This window comes from Pseudomonas sp. NY15435 (assembly GCF_048068295.1).
GTDB lineage: Bacteria > Pseudomonadota > Gammaproteobacteria > Pseudomonadales > Pseudomonadaceae > Pseudomonas.
In genome coordinates, this window is sequence record NZ_JBLUQA010000003.1 from 281,378 (window position 1) to 306,566 (window position 25,189).

22 protein-coding genes and 1 pseudogene are annotated in these 25,189 nt (G+C 66.1%); 7 read left to right on the forward strand and 16 right to left on the reverse strand.

The window, feature by feature from the left end; genetic code table 11:
• Positions 1 to 7 precede the first annotated feature (7 nt).
• Complete coding sequence (locus ACNFH5_RS08535; protein ID WP_416745188.1) at positions 8 to 964, forward strand: quinone oxidoreductase family protein; 957 nt, start codon at positions 8 to 10, stop codon at positions 962 to 964.
• A 334-nt stretch (positions 965 to 1,298) separates the two neighbouring features.
• Here the strand turns inward: ACNFH5_RS08535 and ACNFH5_RS08540 are convergent, their stop codons facing one another.
• Positions 1,299 to 2,090, reverse strand: coding sequence for a TenA family transcriptional regulator (locus ACNFH5_RS08540; protein WP_416745189.1), 792 nt, complete (start codon positions 2,088 to 2,090; stop codon positions 1,299 to 1,301).
• A 76-nt stretch (positions 2,091 to 2,166) separates the two neighbouring features.
• Positions 2,167 to 4,617, reverse strand: coding sequence for an EAL domain-containing protein (locus ACNFH5_RS08545; RefSeq protein WP_416745642.1), 2,451 nt, complete (start codon positions 4,615 to 4,617; stop codon positions 2,167 to 2,169).
• 377 nt (positions 4,618 to 4,994) lie between these two features.
• Here ACNFH5_RS08545 and ACNFH5_RS08550 point away from each other — a divergent pair, with 377 nt between their 5' ends.
• Together ACNFH5_RS08550 and ACNFH5_RS08555 are read left to right on the forward strand one after the other, a co-directional pair.
• The gene (locus tag ACNFH5_RS08550) at positions 4,995 to 6,098 is read left to right on the forward strand and encodes a helix-turn-helix transcriptional regulator (protein ID WP_416745190.1); all 1,104 of its coding nucleotides are present in this window, start codon (positions 4,995 to 4,997) and stop codon (positions 6,096 to 6,098) included.
• A 131-nt stretch (positions 6,099 to 6,229) separates the two neighbouring features.
• Positions 6,230 to 7,117: a class I SAM-dependent methyltransferase gene (locus ACNFH5_RS08555; RefSeq protein ID WP_416745191.1), complete on the forward strand. Its 888-nt coding sequence runs from the start codon at positions 6,230 to 6,232 to the stop codon at positions 7,115 to 7,117.
• Here ACNFH5_RS08555 and ACNFH5_RS08560 read toward each other — a convergent pair whose 3' ends face one another.
• The 5 genes and pseudogenes from ACNFH5_RS08560 to ACNFH5_RS08580 all read right to left on the reverse strand — a co-directional run bounded on the left by ACNFH5_RS08560 (position 7,118) and on the right by ACNFH5_RS08580 (position 11,574).
• Complete coding sequence (locus tag ACNFH5_RS08560) at positions 7,118 to 8,911, reverse strand: ABC transporter ATP-binding protein (RefSeq protein ID WP_416745192.1); 1,794 nt, start codon at positions 8,909 to 8,911, stop codon at positions 7,118 to 7,120.
• Positions 8,904 to 9,539, reverse strand: a complete 636-nt coding sequence (locus ACNFH5_RS08565; protein WP_416745193.1) for a DsbA family protein — start codon at positions 9,537 to 9,539, stop codon at positions 8,904 to 8,906. Before ACNFH5_RS08565 ends, ACNFH5_RS08560 begins: the two co-directional genes overlap by 8 nt.
• A gap of 3 nt (positions 9,540 to 9,542) precedes the next feature.
• Entirely contained in the window at positions 9,543 to 10,478 is a 936-nt protein-coding gene (locus tag ACNFH5_RS08570) for a rhodanese-related sulfurtransferase (RefSeq protein WP_416745194.1), read from the reverse strand.
• 165 nt (positions 10,479 to 10,643) lie between these two features.
• Positions 10,644 to 10,955: a BolA family protein gene (locus ACNFH5_RS08575; RefSeq protein ID WP_416745195.1), complete on the reverse strand. Its 312-nt coding sequence runs from the start codon at positions 10,953 to 10,955 to the stop codon at positions 10,644 to 10,646.
• 60 nt (positions 10,956 to 11,015) lie between these two features.
• Positions 11,016 to 11,574 (reverse strand): annotated as a pseudogene (locus ACNFH5_RS08580) (DUF2059 domain-containing protein).
• Positions 11,575 to 11,695: 121 nt separating this feature from the next.
• Here ACNFH5_RS08580 and ACNFH5_RS08585 point away from each other — a divergent pair.
• The 4 genes from ACNFH5_RS08585 (at position 11,696) to aqpZ (ending at position 15,681) form a co-directional block, all read left to right on the forward strand.
• Positions 11,696 to 12,709: a DUF2804 domain-containing protein gene (locus tag ACNFH5_RS08585; RefSeq protein ID WP_416745196.1), complete on the forward strand. Its 1,014-nt coding sequence runs from the start codon at positions 11,696 to 11,698 to the stop codon at positions 12,707 to 12,709.
• 106 nt (positions 12,710 to 12,815) lie between these two features.
• Positions 12,816 to 14,210 carry a class II fumarate hydratase gene (locus ACNFH5_RS08590; RefSeq protein WP_416745197.1) on the forward strand — a complete coding sequence of 465 codons (1,395 nt, stop codon included), beginning with the start codon at positions 12,816 to 12,818 and terminating at the stop codon, positions 14,208 to 14,210.
• On the forward strand, positions 14,203 to 14,826 hold the full coding sequence (locus ACNFH5_RS08595; protein ID WP_416745198.1) for an NAD(P)H-dependent oxidoreductase: 624 nt from the start codon (positions 14,203 to 14,205) through the stop codon (positions 14,824 to 14,826). Before ACNFH5_RS08590 ends, ACNFH5_RS08595 begins: the two co-directional genes overlap by 8 nt.
• 171 nt (positions 14,827 to 14,997) lie before the next feature.
• Complete coding sequence (gene aqpZ / locus ACNFH5_RS08600; protein ID WP_416745199.1) at positions 14,998 to 15,681, forward strand: aquaporin Z; 684 nt, start codon at positions 14,998 to 15,000, stop codon at positions 15,679 to 15,681.
• A gap of 167 nt (positions 15,682 to 15,848) precedes the next feature.
• Here the strand turns inward: aqpZ and ACNFH5_RS08605 are convergent, their stop codons facing one another.
• The 9 genes from ACNFH5_RS08605 to ssuD form a co-directional block, all read right to left on the reverse strand.
• Positions 15,849 to 18,407 (reverse strand): TonB-dependent hemoglobin/transferrin/lactoferrin family receptor, encoded by a 2,559-nt coding sequence (locus ACNFH5_RS08605; protein ID WP_416745200.1) that lies wholly within the window; start codon positions 18,405 to 18,407, stop codon positions 15,849 to 15,851.
• Positions 18,408 to 18,736: 329 nt separating this feature from the next.
• Positions 18,737 to 19,687: a FecR family protein gene (locus tag ACNFH5_RS08610; protein WP_416745201.1), complete on the reverse strand. Its 951-nt coding sequence runs from the start codon at positions 19,685 to 19,687 to the stop codon at positions 18,737 to 18,739.
• Entirely contained in the window at positions 19,684 to 20,205 is a 522-nt protein-coding gene (locus ACNFH5_RS08615) for an RNA polymerase sigma factor (RefSeq protein ID WP_416745202.1), read from the reverse strand. Before ACNFH5_RS08615 ends, ACNFH5_RS08610 begins: the two co-directional genes overlap by 4 nt.
• A 188-nt stretch (positions 20,206 to 20,393) precedes the next feature.
• A complete protein-coding gene (locus tag ACNFH5_RS08620; protein WP_416745203.1) occupies positions 20,394 to 21,353 on the reverse strand; it encodes a DMT family transporter in 960 nt (319 codons plus the stop codon).
• A 93-nt stretch (positions 21,354 to 21,446) separates the two neighbouring features.
• Positions 21,447 to 21,866: an MAPEG family protein gene (locus ACNFH5_RS08625; protein WP_416745204.1), complete on the reverse strand. Its 420-nt coding sequence runs from the start codon at positions 21,864 to 21,866 to the stop codon at positions 21,447 to 21,449.
• Between the two features lie 252 nt (positions 21,867 to 22,118).
• A complete protein-coding gene (locus tag ACNFH5_RS08630; protein ID WP_017517652.1) occupies positions 22,119 to 22,334 on the reverse strand; it encodes a TOBE domain-containing protein in 216 nt (71 codons plus the stop codon).
• A gap of 44 nt (positions 22,335 to 22,378) precedes the next feature.
• Positions 22,379 to 23,191, reverse strand: coding sequence for an aliphatic sulfonates ABC transporter ATP-binding protein (gene ssuB, locus ACNFH5_RS08635; protein WP_416745205.1), 813 nt, complete (start codon positions 23,189 to 23,191; stop codon positions 22,379 to 22,381).
• Complete coding sequence (ssuC, locus tag ACNFH5_RS08640; RefSeq protein ID WP_416745206.1) at positions 23,188 to 23,976, reverse strand: aliphatic sulfonate ABC transporter permease SsuC; 789 nt, start codon at positions 23,974 to 23,976, stop codon at positions 23,188 to 23,190. Before ssuC ends, ssuB begins: the two co-directional genes overlap by 4 nt.
• A 62-nt stretch (positions 23,977 to 24,038) precedes the next feature.
• On the reverse strand, positions 24,039 to 25,187 hold the full coding sequence (ssuD, locus tag ACNFH5_RS08645; RefSeq protein ID WP_416745207.1) for an FMNH2-dependent alkanesulfonate monooxygenase: 1,149 nt from the start codon (positions 25,185 to 25,187) through the stop codon (positions 24,039 to 24,041).
• Positions 25,188 to 25,189: the final 2 nt, after the last annotated feature.

Consider the following 25,189-nt stretch of genomic DNA (forward strand, 5'->3'; position numbering starts at 1 on the left):
CCGTGCCATGAAAGCCCTGCAATTCGACCGCACCGGCGACCTCGCCGCCCTGAGCTTCACCGAGATTGCCGACCCGGTTCCCGCCGCCGACGAGGTGCTGGTGGAAGTCCACGCCGCCGGCCTGAACCCCAGTGACGTGAAGAACGTACTCGGCCGCTTCCCCTACACCACCCTGCCCCGCGTACCGGGCCGCGACTTTGCCGGCACCGTGGTGAAAGGCCCGGCCGGGCTGCTGGGCAAATCCGTCTGGGGCACCGGCAAAGGCCTGGGTTTCACCCGCAACGGCAGCCACGCCCAGCTGATGAGCGTGCCGGTCGGCGGTGTGGCGCTGATGCCCGAGCGCATGAGCTTCGCCCAGGCCGCCAGCTGTGGTGTGCCCTTCACCACGGCCTGGGACGCCCTGGAGCGCAGCCAGGTCGGTGCCGGTACTCGCCTGCTGGTGATCGGCTCCGGCGCGGTCGGCGCGGCGGCCATCTCGCTGGCCAAGGCTCGTGGCGCGCAGGTGCTGGGCGCGGTGCGCCGCGCCGAGTCACAAGTGGAGCTGCAGGCGCAGGGCGTGCCGAGCATCCTGCTGGGCAGCGCCGAGACGCTGGCTGCCCAGGTAGAGGAACACTTCACCGGGGGCGCCGAGGTGATCTTCGACACCACCGGCTTCTGGCTGCCGGCAGCGGTTTCCGCCCTGGCCACTTTCGGCCGCATCGCCATCATCGCCGCGCCGGTGGACGGTCACGTGCAACTGCCGGCCCTGGCGCTGTATCGCCGTGGCGGTTCGGTGGTGGGAGTGAATTCGCTGCTGTACGACACGGTCGCCTGCGCCGCGATGCTGCGCCAGTTCGGCCAGTGGTTCGACGACGGCAGGCTGCCGCTGCCCAGCGGCCTGCGCGAAGTGCCGCTGAGCGAGGGCGTGCAGCGCTATCACGAAATCAACGAGGGCAGCAGCGAGAAGATCATTCTCGTGCCCTGAGACTGAACTTGAGGTCGCCGGAGAGCCCCTCTCCCCAGCCCTCTCCCTGAAGGGAGAGGGAGCCGCCCGAGCAGGCCGGTAATAGCGTCGCGATCCTGGGATCACTGGACCGACTCTCTGACGAGAGTCAAAGCCCACCCATCGTGCCAACCAGCCTCTCTCCCAGAAGGGAGAGGGAGCCGCCCGAGCAGGCCGGTAATAGCATCGCGATCCTGGGATCGCTGGACCGACTCTCTGACGAAAGTCAAAGCCCCCCATCGCGCCAATCAGCCTCTCTCCCTGAAGGGAGGGGGCAAGTCCCACGCCAAACCGTCAGGCCAAACCTGGGAAAAACCTACCCCGCCGCCTTCATCGAAGCCGCCCGGCGCGTTCCGGCCTGCGCCTGCTCCAGCGCCAGGCACTGGTCGAGGAAGATGCGCATGTAGCCGTAGCTCTTGCAGATCGCCTCGCGCAGCGCCAGGCAACGCGGCATGGCGAGCTGCGGGCCGCAGAGGGTGCAGATGATCTCCAGGGCTTCCCAGGGATGATCGTCGTCATAGCGGGCGTGCATTTTCAGCCAGCGCATGGCGTCCTTGCGGGTGCCGGCCGGCAGGGTACGCTCGTAGGTATCGGTGGAGCACACCAGCGCCGACCAGTCACCAGTCGCGCCTTCGATGGCGTAGTTGGTGGCCGCCATGGCCAGGGCCAGCTCTTCGGTGGCGCAGCTGTGCCAGCACCAATGGCCGAGGGCGTGGAGTTCGGCGGGGACCAACTGGGCCTTGAGTTCAGCCAGCGTCACGCCGTAGGCCTCCGCCCAGCGCACCCAGTAGTCGGCATGATTGAGCTCGACTCGGATGTTGCGCATCAGCCAGCGCCGCGCCATGTCTTCGCCGGGGCTGCGGCCGAAGCGGGTCTTGAGCAGGTTGTGGGACATGTACAGGGGGAACTGCTCCACCACCTGCCAGCCACCGATGAGGAAGGCGCGCATGGTCTGTCGGCTCAGCTGACCATCGCGCATGCGCGCATAGAGAGGATGCTCGACCACCGACAGACGGCTGGTTTCGCACTCCTGCACCAGGCGCTGGGCCCAGTGCGGATAGCTGGAAAGCTCCTTGAGCGGCCCACTGCGAACAAAGGTGTCGTTCATCCAAGGCTCCGTTGCTGGTCGATCCATGCAAGCACCGGTAATTCAGGCCTCAGGTTAGTCCTGTCCTGGCGTCACGTCACCGTCCGGAGGTTGTGTCCGATGCTACGGCTGCGACGTGCGTCTCACGCAGGAAGCTCCGATTGAAGGGTTGCGGCCGCGCCAGGCCGTAGCCCTGGGCGTAATCGATGCCTATTTCGCGCAGGACTTCGAGGATTTCCTGCGTCTCGACGAACTCCGCCACGGTGCGTTTGCCCATCACATGGCCGATCTGGTTGATCACCTGGACCATGGCGCGATCGATGGGGTCTTCGAGCATGTCCTTGATGAAACTGCCATCGATCTTCAGGTAGTCCACCGGCAGGTGCTTGAGATAGACGAAGGAGGACATCCCGGCGCAGAAGTCGTCCAGGGAGAAGCGGTAACCCAGAGCCTTGAGCTCCTGGATGAACCGCGTGGCGTTGACCAGGTTGGCAATGGCGCTGGTCTCGGTGATCTCGAAGCACACGCTCGACGGTTCGATGCGGTAGCGCGGCTGCACCTCGCGGAGGAAGTCGAGGAAGGTGTCGTCACCGATGGTAGCGCCGGAAAGGTTGATGGCGCAGGTGTGGATCGGTTCGTAACCGCCCTCGGCGATGCGCTCGGCCAGGGTCCGGAAGGCGTTCTCGACCACCCAGCGATCGATGTCCGGCATCAAGCCGTAGCGTTCGGCGGCGGGGATGAAGTTGATCGGCGCGACCAGCCGGCCGCACTCGTCGTTCAGGCGCAGCAGCAGTTCGACGTGCGCGCCCTCCGTCACTCGCTCGTCGACCGGGAATATCGCCTGGGCGAAGAGGCAGAAACGTTCCTCCTCCAGGGCCAGGCGGATGCGCTGCACCCAGGCCATCTCGCCGACGCGGTTGGACAGCTCGGTATCGTCCGGGCGGAACACCTGGGCACGGTTGCGGCCCTTTTCCTTGGCCATGTAGCAGGCCATGTCGGCACAGCGCAGGGCTTCCTCCACCGATACCAGCATGGCAGAGATATGCACCACGCCGATGCTCACGGTGATGTTGAAGCCACGGCCTTCCCACATGAAATGCAGCGCCTGCACGGTGAGGCGGATGCGCTCGGCGATCTGCACCGCCATGTCCGGCGGGCAATGTTCCAGGAGGATGCCGAACTCGTCGCCGCCCAGGCGCGCCAGTGTGTCGCCATCGCGCAGACACTGCTGCAGTACAGAGCAGACCTGGCGCAGCAGTTCGTCGCCGGCGGCGTGGCCGCAGGTGTCGTTGACCAACTTGAACTGGTCCAAGTCCAGGTACATCAGCGAATGCTGGTCGTGGGCATCGGCCGAGCTTTCCAGGGCCTGCTTGAGGCGGAATTCGAATTCGCGGCGGTTGGTCAGGCCGGTCAGCGCGTCGTGGGTCGCCTGCCAGGACAGGCTGGCCATGTACTGGCGCTCGCGGGTCATGTCGTGCAGCACCAGCACCACGCCGACCACCCGGCCATCGGCGTGGATGGGCGTAGCCACCAGGGTCACCGCCACGCTGGTGCCGTCCAGGCGCTGGATCAGCTTGCTGGTCTCGCTGCCGCCATCCACCTCGCCACGCAGAATCTGCCCCACCAGCGGCAGCCCCTCGGCCTGGGAGTTCTCGTCGAGTACCCGCAGTAGCGAACGCAGCGGCAGGCCGACGGCCATGGAGTTGTCCCAACCGATCAGACGTTCCGCCGCCGGGTTGAAATAGGCGATGCATTCGTATTCGTCGAGGGTGACCACACCGTCCCCGATGGCTGCCAGGGTGGTCTGCGCGCGCTCCTTCTCGGTGTCCAGCGCGCTTTCGAAGGCGCGCTGCTGATGCAGCAGGATGCGCGTGCGCCAGACGGCCAGGAGGATCAGCGCAAGGCCGGTGACGCCGTTGGTGATCAGCAGCACCCACATGATCATCCGCGAGCCCTGCCCGAGCGCGGCAGAGAAGGCCATGGCGGCCGGTGTGACACCATCGTTGATGGCCTGGATGCGGCTGTTCCAGTAGCTCAGGTCGCCAGGGCGGACGTCGTTGGCGCGGATCTTCGCGTTCATCTCATCGGACAGCAGTTCCAACTGGTCGAGATAGGCGTCGCCAATAACCCACATCTTCACGGCCTGGTCGAAGTAGCTGTACTCGTGGAAATAGCGGTACAGCCAGATCAGTGCACCGACATCGTCGGGATGGATGCCGCCCTGCAGGGCGCCGGCGCGGGCCAGTTCCAGATCGGGTTGGCTGAGGTCGAGGGCGACGCGGAAGGTACGGTCGCCCTGGGGAATGGCGATGGCGGTGCGGTAGCGCTCGTAATCCGCCGTGTCGCGGCTCTGGCCATAGAGTTGCAGGTAATGGATGGCGTCCTTCTGGCCCTTGGACCAGAGGCTCTCGCCGCCCACATAGGCGCGCACGCCGGAGAGAATAAAGAAGCTGCCGCTGCCGATCAGCGTCTGCAGCAGGACCACGACCATGAACGGCCAGACCAGCTTGAGCAGACGCGTCGTACGCCGGGTCGGCAACAGTCCCATTGCATCCATAACCAGTTTCGACTTCCTTCTTCTGATTCCTGCCAGGCCACAGGGGAGGAGCTTTCACTCCGCCTCGGGGACTTCTCTGCCAGGCCGCCCCTTCCTTAACTTCTAGCCGATCGCGGGAAATCCACAAACCATGAGCCATGACGCTTGGTCGGCTGATGGCCCGCCGCCCGGCGGAAAAGTGATGCGCCCCCCCTTAAAACACCTTCCGTCGCCTGCCGAAGTCCCCCTCGGAAAGAGCCAATTAGTGGCCTTGCGACAGCGAAGGCGATGTGCCATACCTCAGACGATCGTGCAATCTGCAAAGTGCATTCTGCAAGGTGAAAAGCCACGGTGGAAAATGCAATCCGCAAGCAAGGGACGGAGCGGCCATGCCACGGCGCGATCTGAACATTCGCTATGACCGTCTGGTGGGCCTGACCTACGAGTGCGTGCTCGACGAGGCGAACTGGCTGCCGCTGCTCACCGAGCTGATTTCCGCCAGCGGCCGCCAGCAGGGCGCCCTGTTGTTCTGGGACCAGACCGAGAGCGGCGCACTGGCCAGCGAGATCAACCTCTGTGATCCCGGCGCCATCGAGACCTACAACCGCGAGTTCTGCACCATCGACCCATCCAAGGGTTTCATGCTCCACCGCCCTGTCGGCCGCTGGTACCACGACCGCGAGGAATACGGCCCGCAGCGCATGGCCCGCGACCCGTACTACCAGGAATTCCAGCGCCCCAATGGCATGCACAACGTGTCCTGCCTGAAGCTCAACGAACAAGCCAACTCCGGCGTCTACCTGTCGGTGCTGACCAGCCTCGGTGCTCGCTACCCCGACGCCCGGGAACAGGCCCTGCTGACCCGCCTGAGCGAGCACCTGATCCGCGCCGCCCGGATGTTCGGACGCATCGACGAGATGCGCCAGCAACTGGCCCACCGCGATCTGCTGCTCGACCAGCACCCCACGCCGCTGTGGCTGCTGGAAGGCAACACCCGCGTGCTCTACGCCAACCAGGCCGCACAGCAGCGGCTCGGGCTGCGCGCCGGGTTGTTCCATGAAGTCTTCGGTCGCCTGCACTTGCGCCAGCACGACGCCAGACTCCAGACCCTGGTACGCCAGGCTGCGCCCCGCACCGGCAAGGGCAAGGCCGGGTGGCTGCCGCTGGGCGATGGCACAGGGCAGGAACTGCTGGTCACCCCGGTGCCCGCCGAGGCGAGCTTCAACCAGCCCTTCCAGCGCCCGCTGGTGCTGCTGGCGCTGCTTGACGCGCACCGCCAGAGCCGGCTGCTGGGCGAACTATTCGGCCTCACCCCGGCCGAGCAACGCCTGGGCGACCTGCTGGTGCGCGGGCTGACGCCGGAGCAATGCTCCGACCAGCTCGGCACCTCGATCAACACAGTGCGCAGCCAACTGCGCGGGCTGTTCCGCAAGACCCACACCAGTCGCCAGGCCGAACTGGTCAGCCTGCTGGTACGGCTCGGGCAGCGCTGAAATTTCATGGCCGTCATTCATTCAGATGATGGCCTGGGGCCAAGCGGCTCCTAAGGTGTTGGACGGATCACCGGCCAGGGCGGCCGGTGGCGCTTTCTTCTTCACTGAGCGGGCATCCCAGGTGGACGGCAATGGACAAGGGCACTCAGCAGAATCCGAACTCGCTAACCGAAGCCATCGAGCAACTCGAACAGCAACTGCGTCACCTCCGGGATGACGAGACCGACCTGCTGGCCCTCGCCGCGGGCAGCGCGCCGCCCGCGCAATCCCCGCGCGTGGTGCCCTTTGCCCGACGGCGTGAACGGCCGATGGGTGAAGGCGCCGGCAACGCCGTGCTGATGGACTACCTCTATGGCATCGACAGCACCCTGCGCTCGCTGCTGCCCGACGGCCCCACGGAGGAGCTGTTCCGCTACGCCAGCTCCGCCCCCGCCTCCCGCGCGCTGCGCTCGCGCCGCCAGTTGCTGGCGCGGGAGATCGACCGCTGCTGCGACCAGCTCAACGGCCAGGCGCGCATCCTCTGCGTGGGCTGCGGGCACCTGCGTGAAGTCGAACTGGCGCGTTCGCTGCGCCACGGCCGCTTCCTCGAATTCACCGCCGTGGATGCGCAGGCGCTGTCCCTGCAGACGGTGGAAGCCAGCTACGCCGCATTGGGCATCCAGACACAACAGTGCACCCTGGACGACCTGTTCTACGGGCGCCAGGACCTGCTGCATTTCGACCTGATCTATTCGCCGGGCCTGTATGAGGTGCTGGACGATCACGACGCCCGCGACCTGACCCGCAACCTGTTCGCCCGCCTGCTGCCGGGCGGGCGCCTGCTGATGGGCAACTTCCTGCCTGGCGTGCCGGACATCGCCTACCTCGAAGGCCTGCTGGACTGGCGCCCGCACTATCGCAGCGACGCCGCCCTGCTCGACCTGCTGCTGGGCATTCCCTACAACGACATCGGCAGTGCGCGGGTCTTCCACGACCTGGGCAATTGCGTGGCCTTCCTCGAAGTCACCCGCTACGGCTGATCAGCTCTGCTGCAGGTGGCCGTACAGGCGGGCGTAGAGCCCGCCTTCGGCGATCAGTTGCTGGTGATCGCCGTCTTCGGCAATGCGCCCGCCGTCGAACACCAGCACGCGGTCGGCCTGTTTCACCGCAGACAGGCGGTGGGCGATGATCAGCGTGGTGCGGCCTTCGAGGAAACGCTCGAGGGCCTGGTGCAAGGCATATTCGGTGGCGGCATCCAGTGCCGAGGTAGCCTCGTCGAGGATCACCACCCTGGGTTCGGCGAGCACCATGCGGGCAATCGCCAGGCGCTGCCGCTGGCCGCCGGAGAGGCGTACGCCGGAGCGCCCGACCACGCTGTCCAGCCCCTGCGGCAGGGCACGGATGGTGTCCGCCAGCTGCGCCACTTCCAGCGCGCGCCAGCAGGCTTCATCGCCACGCTCGCGGCCCATGGTCAGGTTGGCGCGCACCGTGTCGTTGAACAACGCCGGATGCTGCAGCACCACGGCGACATGCTCGCGCACGCAGTCCAGGCCAATCTCCTCCAGTGCCGCGCCGCCATAGCGGATGGTCCCCGATTGCGGCTGGTAGAGGCCCAGCAGCAACTGCACCAGGGTGCTCTTGCCGCCGCCGCTGGCGCCGACGATGGCGACCTTCTCGCCGGGGGCGATGTCCAGGTCGAGCCCATCAAGCACGAGTTCGTCGCGGTAGGCGAAACTCAGGTCGCGCACCTGGATGCCGACGCTGGTCTGGCCGGCGAAGGGATCGCGGCGGTGCTCGTACTGCGGCTCGTCAGCGCGGGCCAGCAGTTCGTTGATACGGGTCAGCGCGCCGCCGGCGGCGTAATAGGCGTACTGCAGGCTGAGCAGTTGCTCCACCGGGCCGATCATGAACCAGAGGTAGCTGAACACCGCCAGCATCTGGCCGATGGACAGGTCGGAAAACAGCACGGTAACCATCGCGGCGGCGCGGAACAGGTCAATGCCGAACTGGAACAGCAATCCGCTGGCACGCCCGGCGGCATCGCTTTTCCACTGCGAGGCGACGGCGTAGTCGCGCACTTCACGGGCGCGCACGCCGAGGCGGCCGAGGAAGAAGCCCTGGCGGTTGCCGGCGCGCACTTCCTGAATGGCTTCGAGGGTTTCGGTCAGCGCCTGGGTAAAGCGCGAAGTGCTGTCGTTCTCCAGCTTCTTCAGGTGCTTCACGCGCTTGCCCAACTGCACCGTGGCGAAGATCACCAGCGGGTTGAACAGCAGGATCAGCAGCGCCAGCTTCCAGTGCATCCAGATCAGGATGCCGGCGGTGCCGCAGAGGGTCAGCAGCGCCACCAGGAAGCGGCTCAGGGTGTCGCCGACGAACTTGTCGAGGGTGTCGAGATCGGTCACCAGGTGCGCGCTGACCGAGCCGCCGCCGAGGGTCTCGTATTCGCCCAGGGCGATGCGTTTCAGCCGCTCGATCAGGCGCAGGCGGATGCGGTACACCACGTCCTTGGACAGCCGGGCGAACAGCTTGGCCTGCAGCACGTTGAACACCAGCGCGCTGCTGCGCAGCACCAGGGTGACCAGCAGCATCAGGCCAATGTAGCCGGCGGGCTTGTGCCAGCCTTCGGGCAGCCAGTGGTTCATCACCTGCAGGGCGGCGTCACCCTTGCCCAGCAGCACTTCGTCCACCAGCAGCGGCAGCAACAGCGGGATCGGCACGCTGCAGGCGGTCGCCAGCACGGCAACCAGGTTGGCGAGGAGCAGGGCCTTGCGATGGCGGAAAGCGAGCCGGCGAATTTCCGCCCAGCTCAGGCGGTCAGCGGACAGCTCAGGCATGCCGCCCGCGCTCCAGCCAGCGCTCGAGCAACGGGGCCAGTTCGCCCAGTGGCTGGTAGCCGTTGGTCAGCAGGGCCAGTTGGCCATCGCGCTCGGCCAACAGCGTGGGGAACCCAGCGATGCCCAGATCGCGGGCCCAGGAGAAGTCGGCGAGGGTCGCCAGGTGGTTGTCCTGGCTGTCGAAGGCTTCGGCAAACTCGATACGCGGCAGGCCGACCTGTTCAGCCAGCTCGGTGAGCACGCCGGCCTGGGTAACGTCGCGACCCTCGGCGTAGAAGGCGCGCTGGATCTCACCTACCAGCGCCCAGGCGCAGTCTTCGTCCAGGCGACGCGCGGTGACCACCGCGCGGCAAGCCGGCTCGGTGTCGTAGACGAAGCCGTCGGGCAAGGCGTTCTCAAAGCGGAACGGCTGGCCGGTGGCGTCATGAACCGCATGCCAGTGTTCGAGGATGTAGCGCTTGGTGGTCGGCTCCAGCGCCGCGCCCTGCCCCGTGCGCAGCCCGCCCATTACCAGCGCCAGCGGCGTACCTGAGGCGCGCGCCTGCTCCACCAGCTTCCCGGCCACCGGGGCAAAACCCCAGCACCAGGAGCACATCGGGTCCATCACGTAGAGCAGGCGGCTGGTCATGGATCAGTTCTCCGCGCGGGGATCACGGCCAATGGGGTGCGGCTGGTTGCGCTGGCGCGCCAGTTCGATCTGCTTCTGCCGCTCACGCGCGCTGGCGCGGGTCTTCTCCGACAACGTGTCCCAGCAGTGCGGGCAACTGACGCCCGGTGCGTAATGTTCAGAGGCGCGATCCTCTGCCGAAATCGGGTTGCGGCAGGCATGGCACTGATCGTAATCGCCTTCGGTCAGGTCATGGCGCACGGTCACGCGGTTGTCGAACACGAAGCAGTCGCCGCGCCAGAGGGTCTCGGCCTCGGGCACTTCCTCCAGGTACTTGAGGATGCCGCCCTTGAGGTGGAAGACCTCTTCGAAACCTTCGCTGAGCATGTAGCTCGATGCCTTCTCGCAGCGGATGCCGCCGGTGCAGAACATGGCGACCTTCTTGTGTTTCGCCGGGTCGTAATGCTCGCGGATGTAGTCGGGGAACTCGCGGAACGACTTGGTCTGCGGGTCAATGGCGCCCTCGAAGGTACCAATGGCCACTTCGTAGTCGTTGCGGGTGTCGATCAGCAGCACCTCCGGATCGGAGATCAGCGCGTTCCAGTCCTTGGGCTCGACGTAGGTGCCGACCTTGACGTTCGGGTCCACACCCGGCACGCCGAGAGTGACGATTTCCTTCTTCAGCTTGACCTTGGTGCGGTAGAAGGGTTGCTCGTCGCAGTAGGACTCCTTGTGGTCGACATCGGCCAGGCGCGGGTCGTTGCGCAGCCAGGCGAGCAGGCCGTCGATGCCAGCGCGGGTGCCGGAGACGGTGCCGTTGATACCTTCCTCGGCGAGCAGCAGGGTGCCCTTCACGCCATTATCCAGCAGGGCCTGCAGCAGGGGTTCGCGCAGAGCGACGTAGTCGGGCAGGGAGACGAACTTGTACAACGCCGCGACGACGATTCTTTCGGTGGTCATGCATCACTCCAGTGGTCGCCCGCGTAAAGGGCGGACCGGGTTTCTTTGGAACAGACAGTTTGGAAACAAAAGCTGATCGACAGCTGAAAATGACAGCGCCGGCAGAAGCCGGCGCTGGGTGTCGCATTCTACCGGAGCGGGACGCAGCCCGCATCCGGCAGCCGATCAATGCGGAAGATCGTGCTTGCTGCCGCCGCGGCAAGTCGGCGAATCCGGCGCCGCGCCCTGCTGCGCCCACTCCTCGGGGGTGTAGGTGTGCATGGCCAGGGCGTGGAACTGGCTCATCAGATCGCCGAGCGTGGCGTAGACCTTCTGATGCCGTTTCACCGCGTTCAGCCCGGCGAACACCGGGCTGACGATCACGGCCTTGTAGTGTGTTTCCTGTCCGCGGCTGTGCATGTGGCTCTCGTCCAGTACGTCGAGGTGCTGGGGTTCGAGGGCGCTCAGGGCGGTCTGGATACGGTCACGCATGCTCATGTCGGGTCTCGCTGGCAATCAGGCAGTCAGTACGATTCAGGCAATGATACAGGGTCTGGATCAGGGCTTCTTGGCCGGAGCGGCCGGGGCCTTCACGCCCAGTTCCTTGTCCATGTCGGCCATCAGCTTGTTCACCGGCTCCACGGCGGTCTGCAGTTTGGCCTGGGTCAGCTGGGCGGATTCGGCGGTCAGGCGCGGCATCTTCTCCAGCACCTTGCGGCCCAGGGGGGATGCGTAGAAATCGTTCAGCTGCTTGAGCTCGGATTCGCTGAAGTTGCTGGTGTAGAGCTTGACCAGATCGGGCTTGAGCTTGTCCCAACCCACCGCGCGGTCCAGTTCGGCGTTGGCCTTGGCCTGGTAGCGGTCGAGCACGGCCTTCTTGCTGTCCGGCGCCTTGGCCTGGGCGAAGCGCTGGGCGAGCATCTGCTGGACTTGCGCGTAGACCGGCACGGTCAGCTTGTCGGCATGGACCTGCTTGAGGAATTTCTCCGCCTCGGCGTTGGCGTCAGCCAGTGCCACGGAACTGAAGCCAACCAGAAGTGCTGCGGTGCAGAGGGAACGAAGAACGGTCATGGGGCAGTCCTGTGAGTCTGAAGGGTGTCCGGGTGGGACCCGCCATTCTGCGCCTAAGTTCGGAATGCGCTCAAGAGACCGCCAAATGGCCGGGAAGTGATCGGCTTCTCTTGTAGGACAGTTCATGAAACGTCATGCTGCGGCGCGTTGCCACATGGATGTGACCGATGAACACCCTCACCCACCCGCCGACGCTCGCCGCCGCACCGCCCCTGTGCGATGCGCGCGGCCGCCTGAACAGCGCGGCCGTGGGCTGGTCGTCGCGGCCGCAGACGCTCTGCCAGCTCTCAGGCAACGTCGGCCGGCGCAAACGCTGGAACCACTGGTGCATCAACGCGCCGGGCTGGATGCTCTCGATTACCATCGCCGACCTCGACTACCTGGGCTACGGCGCCGTGTATTTCCTCGACCTGGAAACCGGTCAGTCGGTGCACCGCACCCAGTTCAGCCCCTTCGGCCTGGGCTGCCATCTGCCAGATACGCCGAACCAGAGCCATCGCTTCGAGCATGGCCAGCTGAGCCTGGGCTTCGACGAGCAGCCGGGCCAATTGCGCATCACCGCCTGCGCGCCGAACCTGGGCGGCCAGCCGCTGAATCTCTCCCTGGAAGTACAGCGCCCGGCGCACCTGGAATCGGTCAACCTGGTGGTGCCCATGAGCGGCAAGTGCTTCCACGCCTGCAGCCGGCAGATGGGCCTGCCGATCAGCGGCAGCCTGACCCTCGGCCACCGGACCTACCGCTGCAGCGAGGGCCAGAGCTTCGCCGCGCTGGATTTCGGCCGGGGCGTCTGGCCGTTCAATACCCAATGGACCCGCGCCGCCTTTGCCGCGCCCGGCGGCATCGCCGGCAATTTCGGCGCCGGCTGGACGGAAAACAGCCACCTGAGCGAGAACGCCCTGTGGTTCGGCGGCGAGCTGCAGCCACTGGCTGGCGTTGTGGATATCCGCCAGGTGCCGCACGACCCACTGTCGCCCTGGCAACTGCGCGGAGCCGACGAGCGCGTCGACCTCACCTTCACCCCGCGCAAGCTGCACCGCGCCTGCCCACGCCTGGGCCCGCTGTTCGCCGAGACCAGCCAGTGGTTCGGCCGCTTCGACGGGGCCCTGCGCGAAGCCGGCGGCGAACTGGTGCCGGTCAATGGCGCGCTCGGCTGGATCGGCGCCACCCACGCACGCTGGTAACCGTACTCGCCACTGAAACCGCTCTATCACGGCCATTGAGCCAGAGTGGAACCCGGAAGCCCCGTAGCGGCCTAAACTGGCCGAGACCCTATTCCGGAGAAGCACCATGAGCCGCACCGAAACCGACAGCCTGGGCCCCATCGAAGTCCCCGACGATGCTTACTGGGGCGCGCAGACCCAGCGCTCGCTGGAGAACTTCGCCATCGGCGGGCAGCGCATGCCGCTGGCCGTGGTGCATGCCCTGGCGCTGATCAAGAAGGCCGCCGCGCGGGTCAATGCGCAGTTGGGCGAGCTGCCCGAGAACATCACCAGCCTGATCGAGGAAGCCGCCGACGAAGTGCTGGCGGGCGAGCACGACGAGCAATTCCCACTCGTCGTCTGGCAGACCGGCAGCGGCACCCAGAGCAACATGAACGTCAACGAGGTGATCGCCGGGCGCGCCAACGAGATTGCCGGCAACGGCCGCGGCGGCAAGAAACCGGTGCACCCCAACGACCACGTGAACCGTGCGCAGAGTTCCAACGACAGCTTCCCCACCGCCATGCACATCGCCGCCGCGCAAGCGGTACAGAACGACCTGCTGCCGGCCATCGCCGAGCTCAGCGGAGGCCTCGCCCAGCAGGCCGCGCGCCACGCCAACCTGGTGAAGACCGGGCGTACCCACCTGATGGACGCAACCCCCGTCACCTTCGGCCAGGAGCTTTCCGCTTTCGTCGCGCAGCTGGACTACGCCGAGCGCGCCCTGCGCGCGGCACTGCCGGCGGTGTATGAGCTGGCCCAGGGCGGCACCGCCGTCGGCACCGGGCTGAACGCCCCAAAGGAATTCGCCGACGCCATCGCCGCCGAGCTGGCCGACCTCTCCGGCCTGCCCTTCGTCTCCGCGCCGAACAAGTTCGCCGCCCTCGCCGGCCATGAACCGCTGGTAACCCTGGCCGGGGCCATGAAGACCCTTGCCGTGGCGCTGATGAAAATCGCCAACGACCTGCGCCTGCTCGGCTCCGGCCCGCGCGCGGGTTTTGCCGAGGTAAAGCTGCCGGCCAACGAACCGGGCTCCTCGATCATGCCCGGCAAGGTCAACCCGACCCAATGCGAGGCGCTGTCGATGCTCGCCTGCCAGGTCTTCGGCAACGATGCCGCGATCACCTTCGCCGCCAGCCAGGGCCACCTGCAGCTCAACGTCTACAAGCCGGTGATCATCCACAACCTGCTGGAATCCGCTCGCCTGCTGGCCGACGGCTGCCGCAACTTCAACACCCACTGCATCGCCGGTATGGAGCCGGACGCGGCGAAGATGCGCGAGCACCTGGACCGCGGCCTGATGCTGGTGACCGCGCTGAACCCGCACATCGGCTACGACAAAGCCGCCGAGATCGCCAAGAAGGCCTACGCCGAAGGCAAGACCCTGCGCGAAGCCTCGCTGGAGCTGGGCTACCTGACCGACGCCGAGTTCGACCAGTGGGTGCGTCCGGAGACCATGCTGGAGGCCGGGCAGAATGGCTGAGCCGACGCGCTCCGGCGCCACCCCGTTGGAAGGCGACGGCAAGCGCGTGCTGCTGGTGCTGGGCTCGCCCAAACCCGGCGGTTTCTGCCATGCGGTGGCCGATGCCTACGCCCACGGCGCGCGCGCCAAGGGCCACGTGGTGCATATGCTCAAGCTCGGCGAGATGAACTTCGACCCGGTGCTGCGCGGCGGCTACGAACAGAGCCAGAACCTGGAGCCGGACGTGCTTGAAGCCCAGCGGCAGATCCACTGGGCGCAGCACATCGCCTTCGTCTACCCGATCTGGTGGGGCGGCCTGCCCGCACTGTTGCAGGGCTTCTTCGACCGCGTACTGCAGCCGGGCTTCGCCTTCCGCTACCGCTCGATGGAGTCCCGCGAGTTCGAGCCACTGCTGGGCGGGCGCAGCGCCGACCTGCTGGTGAGCCACGACCAGACCCACTGGCATTACCGCCTGCGCCAGGGCGCCCCGGCTCACCGGCAGATGACCCGCTGCATCCTTGCACCCTGCGGCATCGCCCTGCACCACCTGGAGGAATTCAGCCCGGTGCGCGGCTCCGGCGAGGAGCAACGGCAGGGCTGGCTGCGCCGGGCGGAACAGTTGGGCACGCAGGTCTGAGACGACGGCGGATGACGCGCGAGGCGTTGTCCGCCTCGCCGTCGACCTACAATCCTGCGCGTTCAGAAGGCTTTCCCAACACATTGGGAAACCGCCTACACCGCGCCAACCTGCGACTTCCCTAGCATGCGTTCGCCCCAATCCGGGGTTCCTCTTGCCTCTGGAGGCAGCATGCTTCGCAAACTATCCGCCGAAATGATCGGCACGTTCTGGCTGGTGTTCGGTGGTTGCGGCAGCGCCATCTTCGCGGCCCACGCCATTGGCGTGCTGGGTGTCGCCCTGGCCTTCGGCCTGACGGTCGTGACCATGGCCTACGCCATCGGCCCGATCTCCGGCTGCCACCTCAACCCCGCGGTCAGCCTTGGCCTGTGGGCTGGCGGTCGCTTCCGTACCGCTGAACTGATTCCCTACATCATTGCCCAGGTCATCGGCGGCGTGCTCGCCGGTGCCGTGCTGTTCTACATCGCGTCCGGCAAGCCGGGCTTCGATGCACTGGCCGGCTTCGCCGCCAACGGCTTCGGTGAAGGCTCGCCGGACCACTACAGCATGATCTCGGCGCTGGTCACCGAGGTGCTGCTGACCGCGTTCTTCCTCTTCGTGATCATGGGCGCCACCGATGCCAAGCTGGCCCCGGCAGGCTTCGCGCCGATCGCCATCGGCCTGACCCTGACGCTGATCCACCTGATCAGCATTCCGATCGACAACACCTCGGTGAACCCGGCGCGCAGCCTGGGCGTAGCGATCTTTGCCGACCCGCTGTTCATGAAGCAGCTGTGGCTGTTCTGGGTCGGCCCGCTGGTGGGCGGCGTGATCGGTGCTCTGGTTTACCGCGTGGTGCGTCCGGCTTCGGCCTGATCCTTTGCGGTGATAAGAACGGGCGCCTTCGGGCGCCCGTTTTCGTTGGTGTTGAACCTGCCAAGGCAGCCTGTAGGAGCGAGCTTGCTCGCGAACGGTTTTCCCAGCGGCACCGAAGCTGGGCGGGTTCGTGAGCAAGCTCGCTCCTACAGTCGACGGGGAGCGTCTCAGAAGTACTGGGTGAGGCTGAACTTGGCGTTGCGGCCCTGGCTGTAGACGCTGTCGCCGGCCAGCGCCGGGTGATAGTCACGGTTGAACAGGTTGTCCACGGTGAAGTTCAGCTCGGTGTTTTCCAGGCCCAGGCGACGCGGCTTCCAGCTGGCGAACACACGCTGGGTGTCGTAGCTGTCGTTGACCGTCTGGTCCCAGAAGATGTCGCCGACGCTGGTGCCCATGCCGCCGGAATACTTGTCGCTGGGCAGGCGGTCGGTCTGGCGCACGAACTCGCCCTGCCAGCCGATCTGCGCATCCCACGCCGGAATCTTGGTGCCCAGGGTCGCAACCCACTTGGCCGGCGGCACGTCGCGCGCCCACACGTTCGGGCCCCATGGGTTGCTGTAGGCGCCGTCGTGCTTGCCGGTCACCCACGAATAGGACAGCCCGCCGAACAGCCACGGGCTGTCGTAGAAGCTCTCGATCTCGAAGCCCTTGTAGGTCACGCCCGGCAGGTTGCGGTAGTTGGAGAGCGGCAGGTAGTCGCCGCAGCTGCTGGAGATGGTGCCGTTGTCGATGGCCTGCTGTTCGCAACCGACGCTGCGGGTGCGAAAGATCTCGTCCTTGATCTTGTTCTGGAACAGCGTGGTCCGCACCTGCAGGTTGTCGCCGTTGATGAACAGGTCCGGCAGGTTGACCAGTGAGCCGAAGCGCAGCGCATGAATGCGCTCGGGGTCGAGGTCGCGGCTGGTAGCGCTGACCGTGCTGCTGTTCTGCACCTCGTACATCTCGTCGATCACCGGCGCGCGCCAGGTGCGGCTGTAGTCGGCGAAGAAGCCCAGGCGCTCGGTGGCAGTCCAGAACAGCGACAGGCGCGGCGACCAGCCGCTGTAGGTCTGCGAGCTGTAATCGTGGCCTTGCGCTGCGTTGTTGTAGATCGGCGCGTCGTTGTCCTTGCCCTGATTGCGCACGTGGTCGAAGCGCAGCGACGGGGTGATGGTCACGCTGCCCAGGGTCAGCGCGTCCTGGATGTAGGCGCTGTTGGTGTTCTGCTTGCCGCTGGGCATGAAGGTCGGCTGGAAGTGCCCGTAGTTGTAGCGCGCGGTGTTGTACGTCGAACCGGGGATATACATGTCCGTGGTGCGGGTGTGGCGGTGGAACTGCGTGCCCACGGTGAACGCGTGCTGCACCGGGCCGGTGGCGAACAGGCTGGTGTTGCGCAGCTCGAGCACCTTGTCCTTGTAGTCGGTGTCCATCTTGCGGCCACCGGTGGAGACCTGGAAGAAGGCGTCCGGATTGCGCTCGTCGGTCTGGTCGATGTGCGACTCGGAATACTGCACCATCAGGTCGATCAGCGGGTTGTCGATGGGGTGGTATTCGTACTTGCCGGACCAGGTGGTGTCCGTGGTGTCGCGATGCGCCAGCAGACGCTTGAGCGCGGCCTCGTAGCCATAGCGGTCGATGCTCGACTGGGTCGGCGGCGTCGGGTAGGAGGCCGAGGAGAACGGCGTCCAGCGCGTGCTGTGGGAGCGGCTGTAGGCCAGGCTGATGTCGTTGTCGAGGTTGGGGTGCAGGTTCAGCTTGAACAGCCCCGCGTCCAGGTCCTGGGCGCTGTTGGGCAGGCGACTGGGGTTGATCGGGTAGTTGTTGTTCGGGTCGGGAATGTGCCCGGCGAGCTTGATGTCGCGGCCATCGCGGGCGGTGAGGTAGGCCAGCGCGTCGACCTTGCGGTCCTCGGTGCGGCCGTAGACGGCGCCGCTGTAGATCTTCTGCTGGTCGTTGGAGTGGTAGCCGTACTTGAGCATGGCGCCGACGTTCTGGTCATCGCGCAGCATGTCCGGAGCGTCCTTGGTCTCCATGTGCACGGTACCGCCGAAGCCGCCGTTGCCGTTGTAGACCGAGTGCGGCCCCTTCTCGACTTCTATGCGCTTGATCAGCTCCGGCTCGATGAACACGGTGCCCTGCTGGTAACGCTCGAAGCCGCTCTTGGGCGCGCCATCGAGGGTGAAGGGCACGTCCTCGGCATCGCCCAGGCCCCAGATGTTCACAGTCTGCCCGCCCGGCTTGGGCGAGCCGCCCATGGTCACGCCGGGCAGGGTCTGCAGCAGGGTGGGAATGTTGTCGGCCTGGATGCGCTCGATGTCCTTGCGGGTCAGGGTCGAACGGCCGACGTTGCTCGAGTCCACCGACAGGCCGCTGCCGACGATGGTCTGCGAATCCAGTTCGATGGCGTTGTCGCTGAACTTGTCGACCTTACCCGAACGCCGCACGACGAAACCGTCGCCGGCCTCCACCAGCTCCAGCGAAGAGCCCTTGAGCAGATGCTCCAGCGCTTCCCGCACGCTGTAACGGCCGCTCACCGCTGGCGCCTTGAGACCGTCCAGTTGGGCGGCGTCATAGAGCACCTGCACACCGGCCTGCTGCGACAGGCTGCCGATGGATTCGCTCAGAGATTGTGCCGGCAGGTCGACCTGCCAGTCGGCGGCGCGGCTGTACTCGGCCATCATCAGGCTGCCGAGCAGCACGGCACAGCCCAGCGGGCGCGCGAACGGGAAGTTGAAACGAGACTGCATGCAAGGCCCTCCCCAGGGTCGAAAAGCGCTGCGCGTTTCGCAGCGAATGACGGGGAAGACCCTCATTCGAGAAAAACCCACACCTGCAAATAAAAATATTTCTCAAGAAGGATTTGCGGCACGTGTGATCGGGTTGGGTAGGAGCGGACTCCGTCCGCGATGGGCTTGCCCCCACTCGGGCCGAACAATTGGCATCAGGCCCCACGCGCCTTCGCTCATGGCGGTACCGAAGCCCCCTGTAGGAGCGAGATCGCTCGCGAACCAGCCCGGCTCCGACGCAGCGGGCAAATCCGTTCGCGAGCAAGCTCGCTCCTACAAGGGCATAGGAATCAGCGGGGGAGGATGACGACGCTGCCGTCGGCCTTGCGCTGCACACGCACATCCAGCAGCACCGGCAAGGCGGCGAGGAAGTCGTCCGGGCGGGCCAGGCGCACGTTGCCGGAGATGGGTTTGCGCGCCAGCCGCTCGTCACCCAGGCGAATGGGTGCAGCGCGGTATTGCGACAACTCATCCACCAGCGCGCCCAGCGGCTGGTTGCGGAAGGCGAGCATGCCGTCGCGCCACGCGGCGATGGAGGCAACCGGTACGCGATCGACCTGCGCCTCCCCTGCCCCGCCGGGCAACCGGGCACGTTCGCCCGCCGTCAGCGTCTGCTCGCCCGGCGCAGCGAGCTGCGCCTGCAACGCTACCTTGCCGTGACGCACGGCGACGGTCAGCCCGTCGCCCTCGCGGCGTACATCGAAACCGGTGCCGAGCACCCGCACCCGACTATCGCCGACGGTCACGCGGAAAGGTCGATCGGTGTCGCGGGTCACTTCGAAATAAGCCTCGCCGCGCAACAGCTGCACATCGCGCAAGCCGTCCGAGTAATCCACCCGCAGTGCCGAATCCGCCGCCAGGAACACCCGCGTGCCGTCGTTCAGCGTTACCTCGCGCTGCTCGCCCGGCGCGGTGGATTGCACCTGCTGCGGATCAGCCAGGCGGCCGCCGCTGAAGTCGTTGGCCAGCAACAATGCCGCGCAGAACACACTGGCAGCGGCGAGCCCGCGCCAGGGCAGACCGGAGCGACGACGCGGCGCGGTGGCTGGGCGACGCACTAGGTCGAGATCGCTCCACAACTGCTCGATCTCGCGGTAGGCCGAATCATGGGCCGGATCTTCCGCCAGCCAGTCGGCGAACGCCCGGCGCTCACGGGCGTCACAGGCACCCGAGCGCTGGCGGCTGAACCACTTGGCGGCCAGTTCGTCGATCACCCGCTGGCGTTCCTCTTGCGGCGTCATGCTTCGCCCTCACCCTGAACGTGCCGCTTGCAATGCAATAGCGCACTGGCGACATGCTTCTCCACCATGCTCAGTGAAATCCCCATGCGCCGCGCCACCTCGGGCTGCGACAGGCCATCGAACTTGTGCAGGATGAAGGCCTCGCGGCGACGTGGCGGGAGGCTATCCAGCGCCTGGGAAAGCTGCCGAAGGTAACGTTGTCGCTCGAACTGCACCACGGGTTCGCCCCCTTCGGCGGCCGGTTGCTGGTCGGTGTCGCTGGCCATTTCCGCCTCGCTGGTGAAGCGCCGGGAGCGCTGCCAGTGATCGCGCAGCAGGTTGCGCGCGACCTGGAACAGGAAGGCGCGCGGCTGCTCGACTTCATGCCGCGAGGAAGACTTGAGCCATTGGGCAAAGGCGTCCTGGGCGAGGTCGGCGGCGTCCGCCGAGCTGCCCAGTTGCTTGCGCAGGAAGCGCAGGAGCTCGCCGTGGAAGGAGCGATAGGCCTGGGACACTGAACGGGAAAAGCGCTCATCCATCGACGCACGCCTCCCGGCGTCGCCGCCCTGCCCCACGCTTGCCCACTACCACGTCGCCCCCAGAACCGAGGCGTTGGGGCCTCGACAACTATCGAATTACACAAATGATAATACATATCATTTGCGAAATTGAAGTCGGATGAGCGAGACGGCCAGCAAAAGGCCGCCTTGCAGCGGCCTTGGGGGACTCAGACGTTGGCGATGCGCGTCCTTCGCGCCCGGTAGCTGCGCAACAGCGACGGCGCCAGTGCGGTGAGCGCCGAACCGGTGACCACCAGCAGTGCACCGACATAGGCGAGGCCGTTGAGGTCTTCGGGCAGCACGAATTCGGGCCAAAGGGACGCGGCCAGCGCCACCGACGCGAAGGTCACCAGCGGCGTAATCGCCAGGGTCGCGCTGACCCGTGAGGCTTCCCAGTGCGCCAGCGCCTCGGCGAAGGCGCCGTAGGCCACCAGGGTGTTCAGGCAGCAGGCCAGCAGCAGCCAGCCCTGCAGCGGCGAGAGGTCCAGCGCTTCAAGCGGATGCGCCCAGGGCGTGAGCAACGCGCCGCAGCCCAGGTAGATCACCATCATCACCTGTACCGAGGTCCACTGGGTCAGCAACTGCTTTTGCGCAAGACCATAGAAGGTCCAGATGAAGGCGGCGAATACCACGATCAGCACGCCGGTGGTGTACTCGCCGAGCGAGCCGAACAGCTCGGCCAGGCGCTGGTTGAAGAACAGCCCGAAACCTGCAATCAGCACCGCGAGCCCCAGAGCCTGGCCAATGCTGAAGCTTTCCTTGAAGACAAACAGGCTGCCCAGCAGCAGGAGGATCGGCGCGATCTGGATCACCAACTGGGTGGTGCCCGGCGTGAGCATGCGCAAGCCGATCAGGTAGCACACGTAGTTGCCGGTCAGGCCGAGGATGGCGATAAGCACCAGCCCCTTGCCGCGCTTGCCCAATGGCGAGAAGCGTGGCAACTGGCGGGTAAAGCCCAGGTAGATGAGCAGCAGGCCACCGGACACCACCAGGCGAAACCAGGTGACGGTGATCGGGTCCATGACCTTCAGGACTTCCTTGAGCTTGATCGGCAGGATGCCCCAGAGGACGGCGGTGACCAGGGCCAGGAACAGGCCGAATTGCCAGCGGCCGGATGAAACGTGCATGAGTGCCTCGACGCGTATGCGGTCCGCCATGCTAAGTCATGGCGGTATCGCCCCATAGGAACAGTTGCGTGGTGCAACTGTTCCGGTCGCCGGTCAGATCAGCGTGGAGAGACGCAGCAACCACCAGATCAGGATGATCAGTTGGACGAAGAAGGCGGCGAAGCGCACCCACACCGCCAGCGCCGAAGTGCTGAGCAGGTGCACCACCGACTGGACGATGCGCGCCACCAGCAGGGTCGGCGCCAGCGGGTCGGTGATCACCGTCTGCTGGGTGACCATTGCATAGAGCAGCACGGCGCAGAACAGCGGCACGTTCTCCACACAGTTGGCGTGGGCGCGCACCAGGCGTTGGCCGAAGGCGCCGGGGGTGTTGCTGCCGTCGGCGGCGAAGACGTTGACCTTCATACGGCCGGACATCACCAGCAGGCCGCGCTGGTTGACCAGCAGCAGGACCAGCAGCACGGTCCAGGCGACCAGGCCGAGCAGCGCGAAGGCAGAGGGACTCAGGGACATGCGGGACTCCTTTCTCTTGTTGGTTTGAGCGGAGTCTAAGGGAAGTAGAGTAATTGCTCTAGCCAGCAATCACCGGCGTAAAGGTGGGCCAGATCTGTAGGAGCGAGCTTGCTCGCGAACTCATACCCGGCAGCTCCGGAGTTGGGGGGCGGTCGCGAGCAAGCTCGCTCCTACAACGGCACCCGGATACCACTCGCACAAAGAAAACGGGCAGCCCGTTCCCGGACTGCCCGTTGTTTTCCAGCACCGCATTCACAGCTTGGCGATGGACACCTCGGTGGACTTCACGAAGGCGATCACTTCGCTGCCGATGGCCAGTTCCAGTTCCTTCACGGAACGGGTAGTGATCACCGAGGTGACGATGCCAGCGGCGGTCTGCACGTCGATTTCCGACAGCACATCACCTTCGACGATTTCCTTGATGGTGCCTTTGAACTGGTTGCGGACGTTGATGGCTTTGATGGTCATGGCGTAGCTCCTTGGGAGAATGGGGTCTTCGGATGAACGTTGGATCAGAGCGCCCAGCGCAGTTGCGTGGGCAGTGGGGATACGGGTTCCGGCTCGGGCGGTTGGGCTGGCAGCGACAGCACACGCTCGAGCACTTCGGCTTCCAGCGCGGCCAGGCGTGCCGAACCGCGGGCGCGCGGGCGGTGCAGCTCGACAGTGAGGTCCAGGCCGATCTCGCCGTCTTCGATGAGGATCACCCGGTCAGCGATGGCCACGGCTTCGGCGACGTCGTGGGTGACCAGCAGCACGGTGAAGCCATGCTGCTGCCAGAGGCCCTCGATCAGTTGCTGCATCTCGATGCGGGTCAGGGCGTCCAGTGCACCGAGCGGCTCATCGAGCAGCAGCAGGCGCGGTTGGTGGATCAGGGCGCGGGCCAGGGCCACACGCTGCTTCTGGCCACCGGACAGGCTGGCCGGCCACTCGTTGGCGCGGTCGGACAGGCCCACGGCTTCCAGGGCTTCCAGCGCCTTGGCACGCCAGTCGCCTTTCAGGCCGAGGCCGACGTTGTCGATCACCCGTTTCCAGGGCAGCAGGCGCGAATCCTGGAACATCAGCCGAGTCTCTTCGCGGGCGCTTTCCAGCGGCGCTGAGCCGGCCAGCAACTGGCCGTCGCTGGCCTCGTCGAGCCCGGCTAGCAGGCGCAGCAGGGTGCTCTTGCCGCAGCCGCTGCGGCCGACGATGGCGACGAACTGGCCGGCGGGAATCCGCAGGTCGATGCCCTTGAGGACTTCACGCTCACCGAAGCGCTTGCGCACGTTTTCCAGCGCCAGCGGGATGCCTTTCTTGAGTTGTTGCGGCAACTGATTCACTGCGTTCATGCCGCACCTCCTTTCACCTGATAAGCCGGGTGCCAGCGCAGCCAGACGCGTTCCAGGCCGCGGGCGGCGAGGTCAGCGAGCTTGCCGAGTACGGCGTAGAGCAGGATCGCCAGCACCACTACATCGGTCTGCAGGAATTCGCGGGCATTCATCGCCAGGTAGCCGATGCCGGAGTTGGCGGAAATGGTTTCGGCGACGATCAGGGTCAGCCACATGAAACCCAGGGCGAAGCGCACGCCGACCAGGATCGAGGGCAGCGCGCCGGGCAGGATCACCTGGCGGAACAGGGCGAAGCCGGACAGCCCGTAGCTGCGCGACATTTCCAGCAGGCCCGGATCGATGTTGCGGATGCCGTGGTAGGTGTTGAGGTAGATCGGGAACAGCGTGCCGAGGGCGACCAGGAAGATCTTTGCCGACTCATCGATGCCGAACCACAGGATCACCAGCGGGATCAGCGCCAGGTGCGGCACGTTGCGGATCATCTGTACCGAGCTGTCGAGGAAGCGCTCGCCCCACTTCGACAGGCCGGTGATCAGGCCCAGCACCAGGCCGATGCTGCCACCGATGAGGAAGCCTACGGCGGCGCGCCAGGTGCTGATCGCCAGGTGTTGCCACAGTTCGCCGCTGACCACCAGGTGGTAGCCGGCCTCGGCCACCGCGCTGGGCGCCGGCAGGATGCGGCTGGACAGCCAGCCGAATTCCACCGCCAGTTGCCAGATCACCACCAGGCCCACCGGCAAGGCCCAGGGCGCGAGGCGCTGGGCAAGGTTGTTGGAAACGCTCATTTCTTCTCTCCGGATTCTTCGTCGGGCAGATCACGCGGCGCGTTTTCCGCCCGACCGCCTTATCAGCTCGCCGATGCCGCCTTGGGCAGGATGTCGTTGGCGACCATCTCGCCGAACGGGCTGACATAGCCGTGCGCTTGCGGTGCCTGCGCCTGAGCCAGTTCCAGATGCGGGAAGAGCAGTTCAGCAACCCGATAAGACTCTTCCAGGTGCGGGTAGCCGGAGAAGATGAAGGTATCGATACCGAGGTCCGCGTACTCCTTCACGCGCGCCGCCACAGTCGGTCCATCGCCCACCAGTGCAGTGCCAGCGCCACCGCGAACCAGGCCGACGCCGGCCCAGAGGTTGGGGCTGACTTCCAGCTTGTCCTTGTTGCCGCCGTGCAGGGCCGCCATGCGTTGCTGGCCGACGGAATCGAAGCGCGCCAGGGACGCCTGGGCGCGGTCGATGGTGTCCTGGTCGAGGTGCGAGATCAGGCGGTCGGCGGCCTGCCAGGCTTCCTCGTTGGTCTCGCGGACGATCACATGCAGACGAATGCCGAAGCGCACGCTGCGGCCCTGCTTGGCGGCCTTCTCGCGCACCTGGGCAATCTTCTCGGCGACGGCGGCCGGCGGTTCGCCCCAGGTCAGGTACAGCTCGACCTGTTCGGCGGCGAGGTCTTGCGCTGCGTCGGAGGAGCCACCGAAGTACAGCGGCGGACGCGGCTGCTGGATCGGCGGGTAGAGCAGCTTGGCGCCCTTCACTTGCAGGTGCTTGCCGTCGTAGTCGACGGTTTCGCCTTCCAGCACGCGGCGCCAGATGCGGGTGAATTCGACCGACGCTTCGTAGCGCTCGGCGTGGCTCAGGTGCAGGCCGTCACCGGCCAGCTCGTCCGGGTCGCCGCCGGTCACCAGGTTGAACAGCGCGCGCCCACCGGAGAGCCGGTCGAGGGTTGCGGCCTGGCGGGCGGCCACGGTCGGGGAAATGATGCCCGGGCGCAGGGCGACCAGAAACTTCAGGCGCTGGGTCACCGGGATCAGTGAGGCGGCGACCAGCCAGGAGTCCTCGCAGGAGCGGCCGGTGGGGATCAGCACGCCACCGAAACCAAGGCGGTCGGCAGCCTGGGCAACCTGTTGCAGATAACCGTGGTCCACGGCGCGGGCGCCTTCGGCGGTGCCCAGGTAGTGGCCGTCGCCGTGGGTCGGCAGGAACCAGAAGATGTTGAGACTCATCG

Excerpts from the sequence above, each read along its gene's own strand:
- ACNFH5_RS08535 (WP_416745188.1), top strand. The coding sequence starts at position 8 with ATGAAAGCCCTGCAATTCGACCGCACCGGCGACCTCGCCGCCCTGAGC.
- ACNFH5_RS08540 (WP_416745189.1), bottom strand. The coding sequence starts at position 2,090 with ATGAACGACACCTTTGTTCGCAGTGGGCCGCTCAAGGAGCTTTCCAGC.
- ACNFH5_RS08545 (WP_416745642.1), bottom strand. The coding sequence starts at position 4,617 with ATGGGACTGTTGCCGACCCGGCGTACGACGCGTCTGCTCAAGCTGGTC.
- ACNFH5_RS08550 (WP_416745190.1), top strand. The coding sequence starts at position 4,995 with ATGCCACGGCGCGATCTGAACATTCGCTATGACCGTCTGGTGGGCCTG.
- ACNFH5_RS08555 (WP_416745191.1), top strand. The coding sequence starts at position 6,230 with ATGGACAAGGGCACTCAGCAGAATCCGAACTCGCTAACCGAAGCCATC.
- ACNFH5_RS08560 (WP_416745192.1), bottom strand. The coding sequence starts at position 8,911 with ATGCCTGAGCTGTCCGCTGACCGCCTGAGCTGGGCGGAAATTCGCCGG.
- ACNFH5_RS08565 (WP_416745193.1), bottom strand. The coding sequence starts at position 9,539 with ATGACCAGCCGCCTGCTCTACGTGATGGACCCGATGTGCTCCTGGTGC.
- ACNFH5_RS08570 (WP_416745194.1), bottom strand. The coding sequence starts at position 10,478 with ATGACCACCGAAAGAATCGTCGTCGCGGCGTTGTACAAGTTCGTCTCC.
- ACNFH5_RS08575 (WP_416745195.1), bottom strand. The coding sequence starts at position 10,955 with ATGAGCATGCGTGACCGTATCCAGACCGCCCTGAGCGCCCTCGAACCC.
- ACNFH5_RS08585 (WP_416745196.1), top strand. The coding sequence starts at position 11,696 with ATGAACACCCTCACCCACCCGCCGACGCTCGCCGCCGCACCGCCCCTG.
- ACNFH5_RS08590 (WP_416745197.1), top strand. The coding sequence starts at position 12,816 with ATGAGCCGCACCGAAACCGACAGCCTGGGCCCCATCGAAGTCCCCGAC.
- ACNFH5_RS08595 (WP_416745198.1), top strand. The coding sequence starts at position 14,203 with ATGGCTGAGCCGACGCGCTCCGGCGCCACCCCGTTGGAAGGCGACGGC.
- aqpZ (WP_416745199.1), top strand. The coding sequence starts at position 14,998 with ATGCTTCGCAAACTATCCGCCGAAATGATCGGCACGTTCTGGCTGGTG.
- ACNFH5_RS08605 (WP_416745200.1), bottom strand. The coding sequence starts at position 18,407 with ATGCAGTCTCGTTTCAACTTCCCGTTCGCGCGCCCGCTGGGCTGTGCC.
- ACNFH5_RS08610 (WP_416745201.1), bottom strand. The coding sequence starts at position 19,687 with ATGACGCCGCAAGAGGAACGCCAGCGGGTGATCGACGAACTGGCCGCC.
- ACNFH5_RS08615 (WP_416745202.1), bottom strand. The coding sequence starts at position 20,205 with ATGGATGAGCGCTTTTCCCGTTCAGTGTCCCAGGCCTATCGCTCCTTC.
- ACNFH5_RS08620 (WP_416745203.1), bottom strand. The coding sequence starts at position 21,353 with ATGCACGTTTCATCCGGCCGCTGGCAATTCGGCCTGTTCCTGGCCCTG.
- ACNFH5_RS08625 (WP_416745204.1), bottom strand. The coding sequence starts at position 21,866 with ATGTCCCTGAGTCCCTCTGCCTTCGCGCTGCTCGGCCTGGTCGCCTGG.
- ACNFH5_RS08630 (WP_017517652.1), bottom strand. The coding sequence starts at position 22,334 with ATGACCATCAAAGCCATCAACGTCCGCAACCAGTTCAAAGGCACCATC.
- ssuB (WP_416745205.1), bottom strand. The coding sequence starts at position 23,191 with ATGAACGCAGTGAATCAGTTGCCGCAACAACTCAAGAAAGGCATCCCG.
- ssuC (WP_416745206.1), bottom strand. The coding sequence starts at position 23,976 with ATGAGCGTTTCCAACAACCTTGCCCAGCGCCTCGCGCCCTGGGCCTTG.
- ssuD (WP_416745207.1), bottom strand. The coding sequence starts at position 25,187 with ATGAGTCTCAACATCTTCTGGTTCCTGCCGACCCACGGCGACGGCCAC.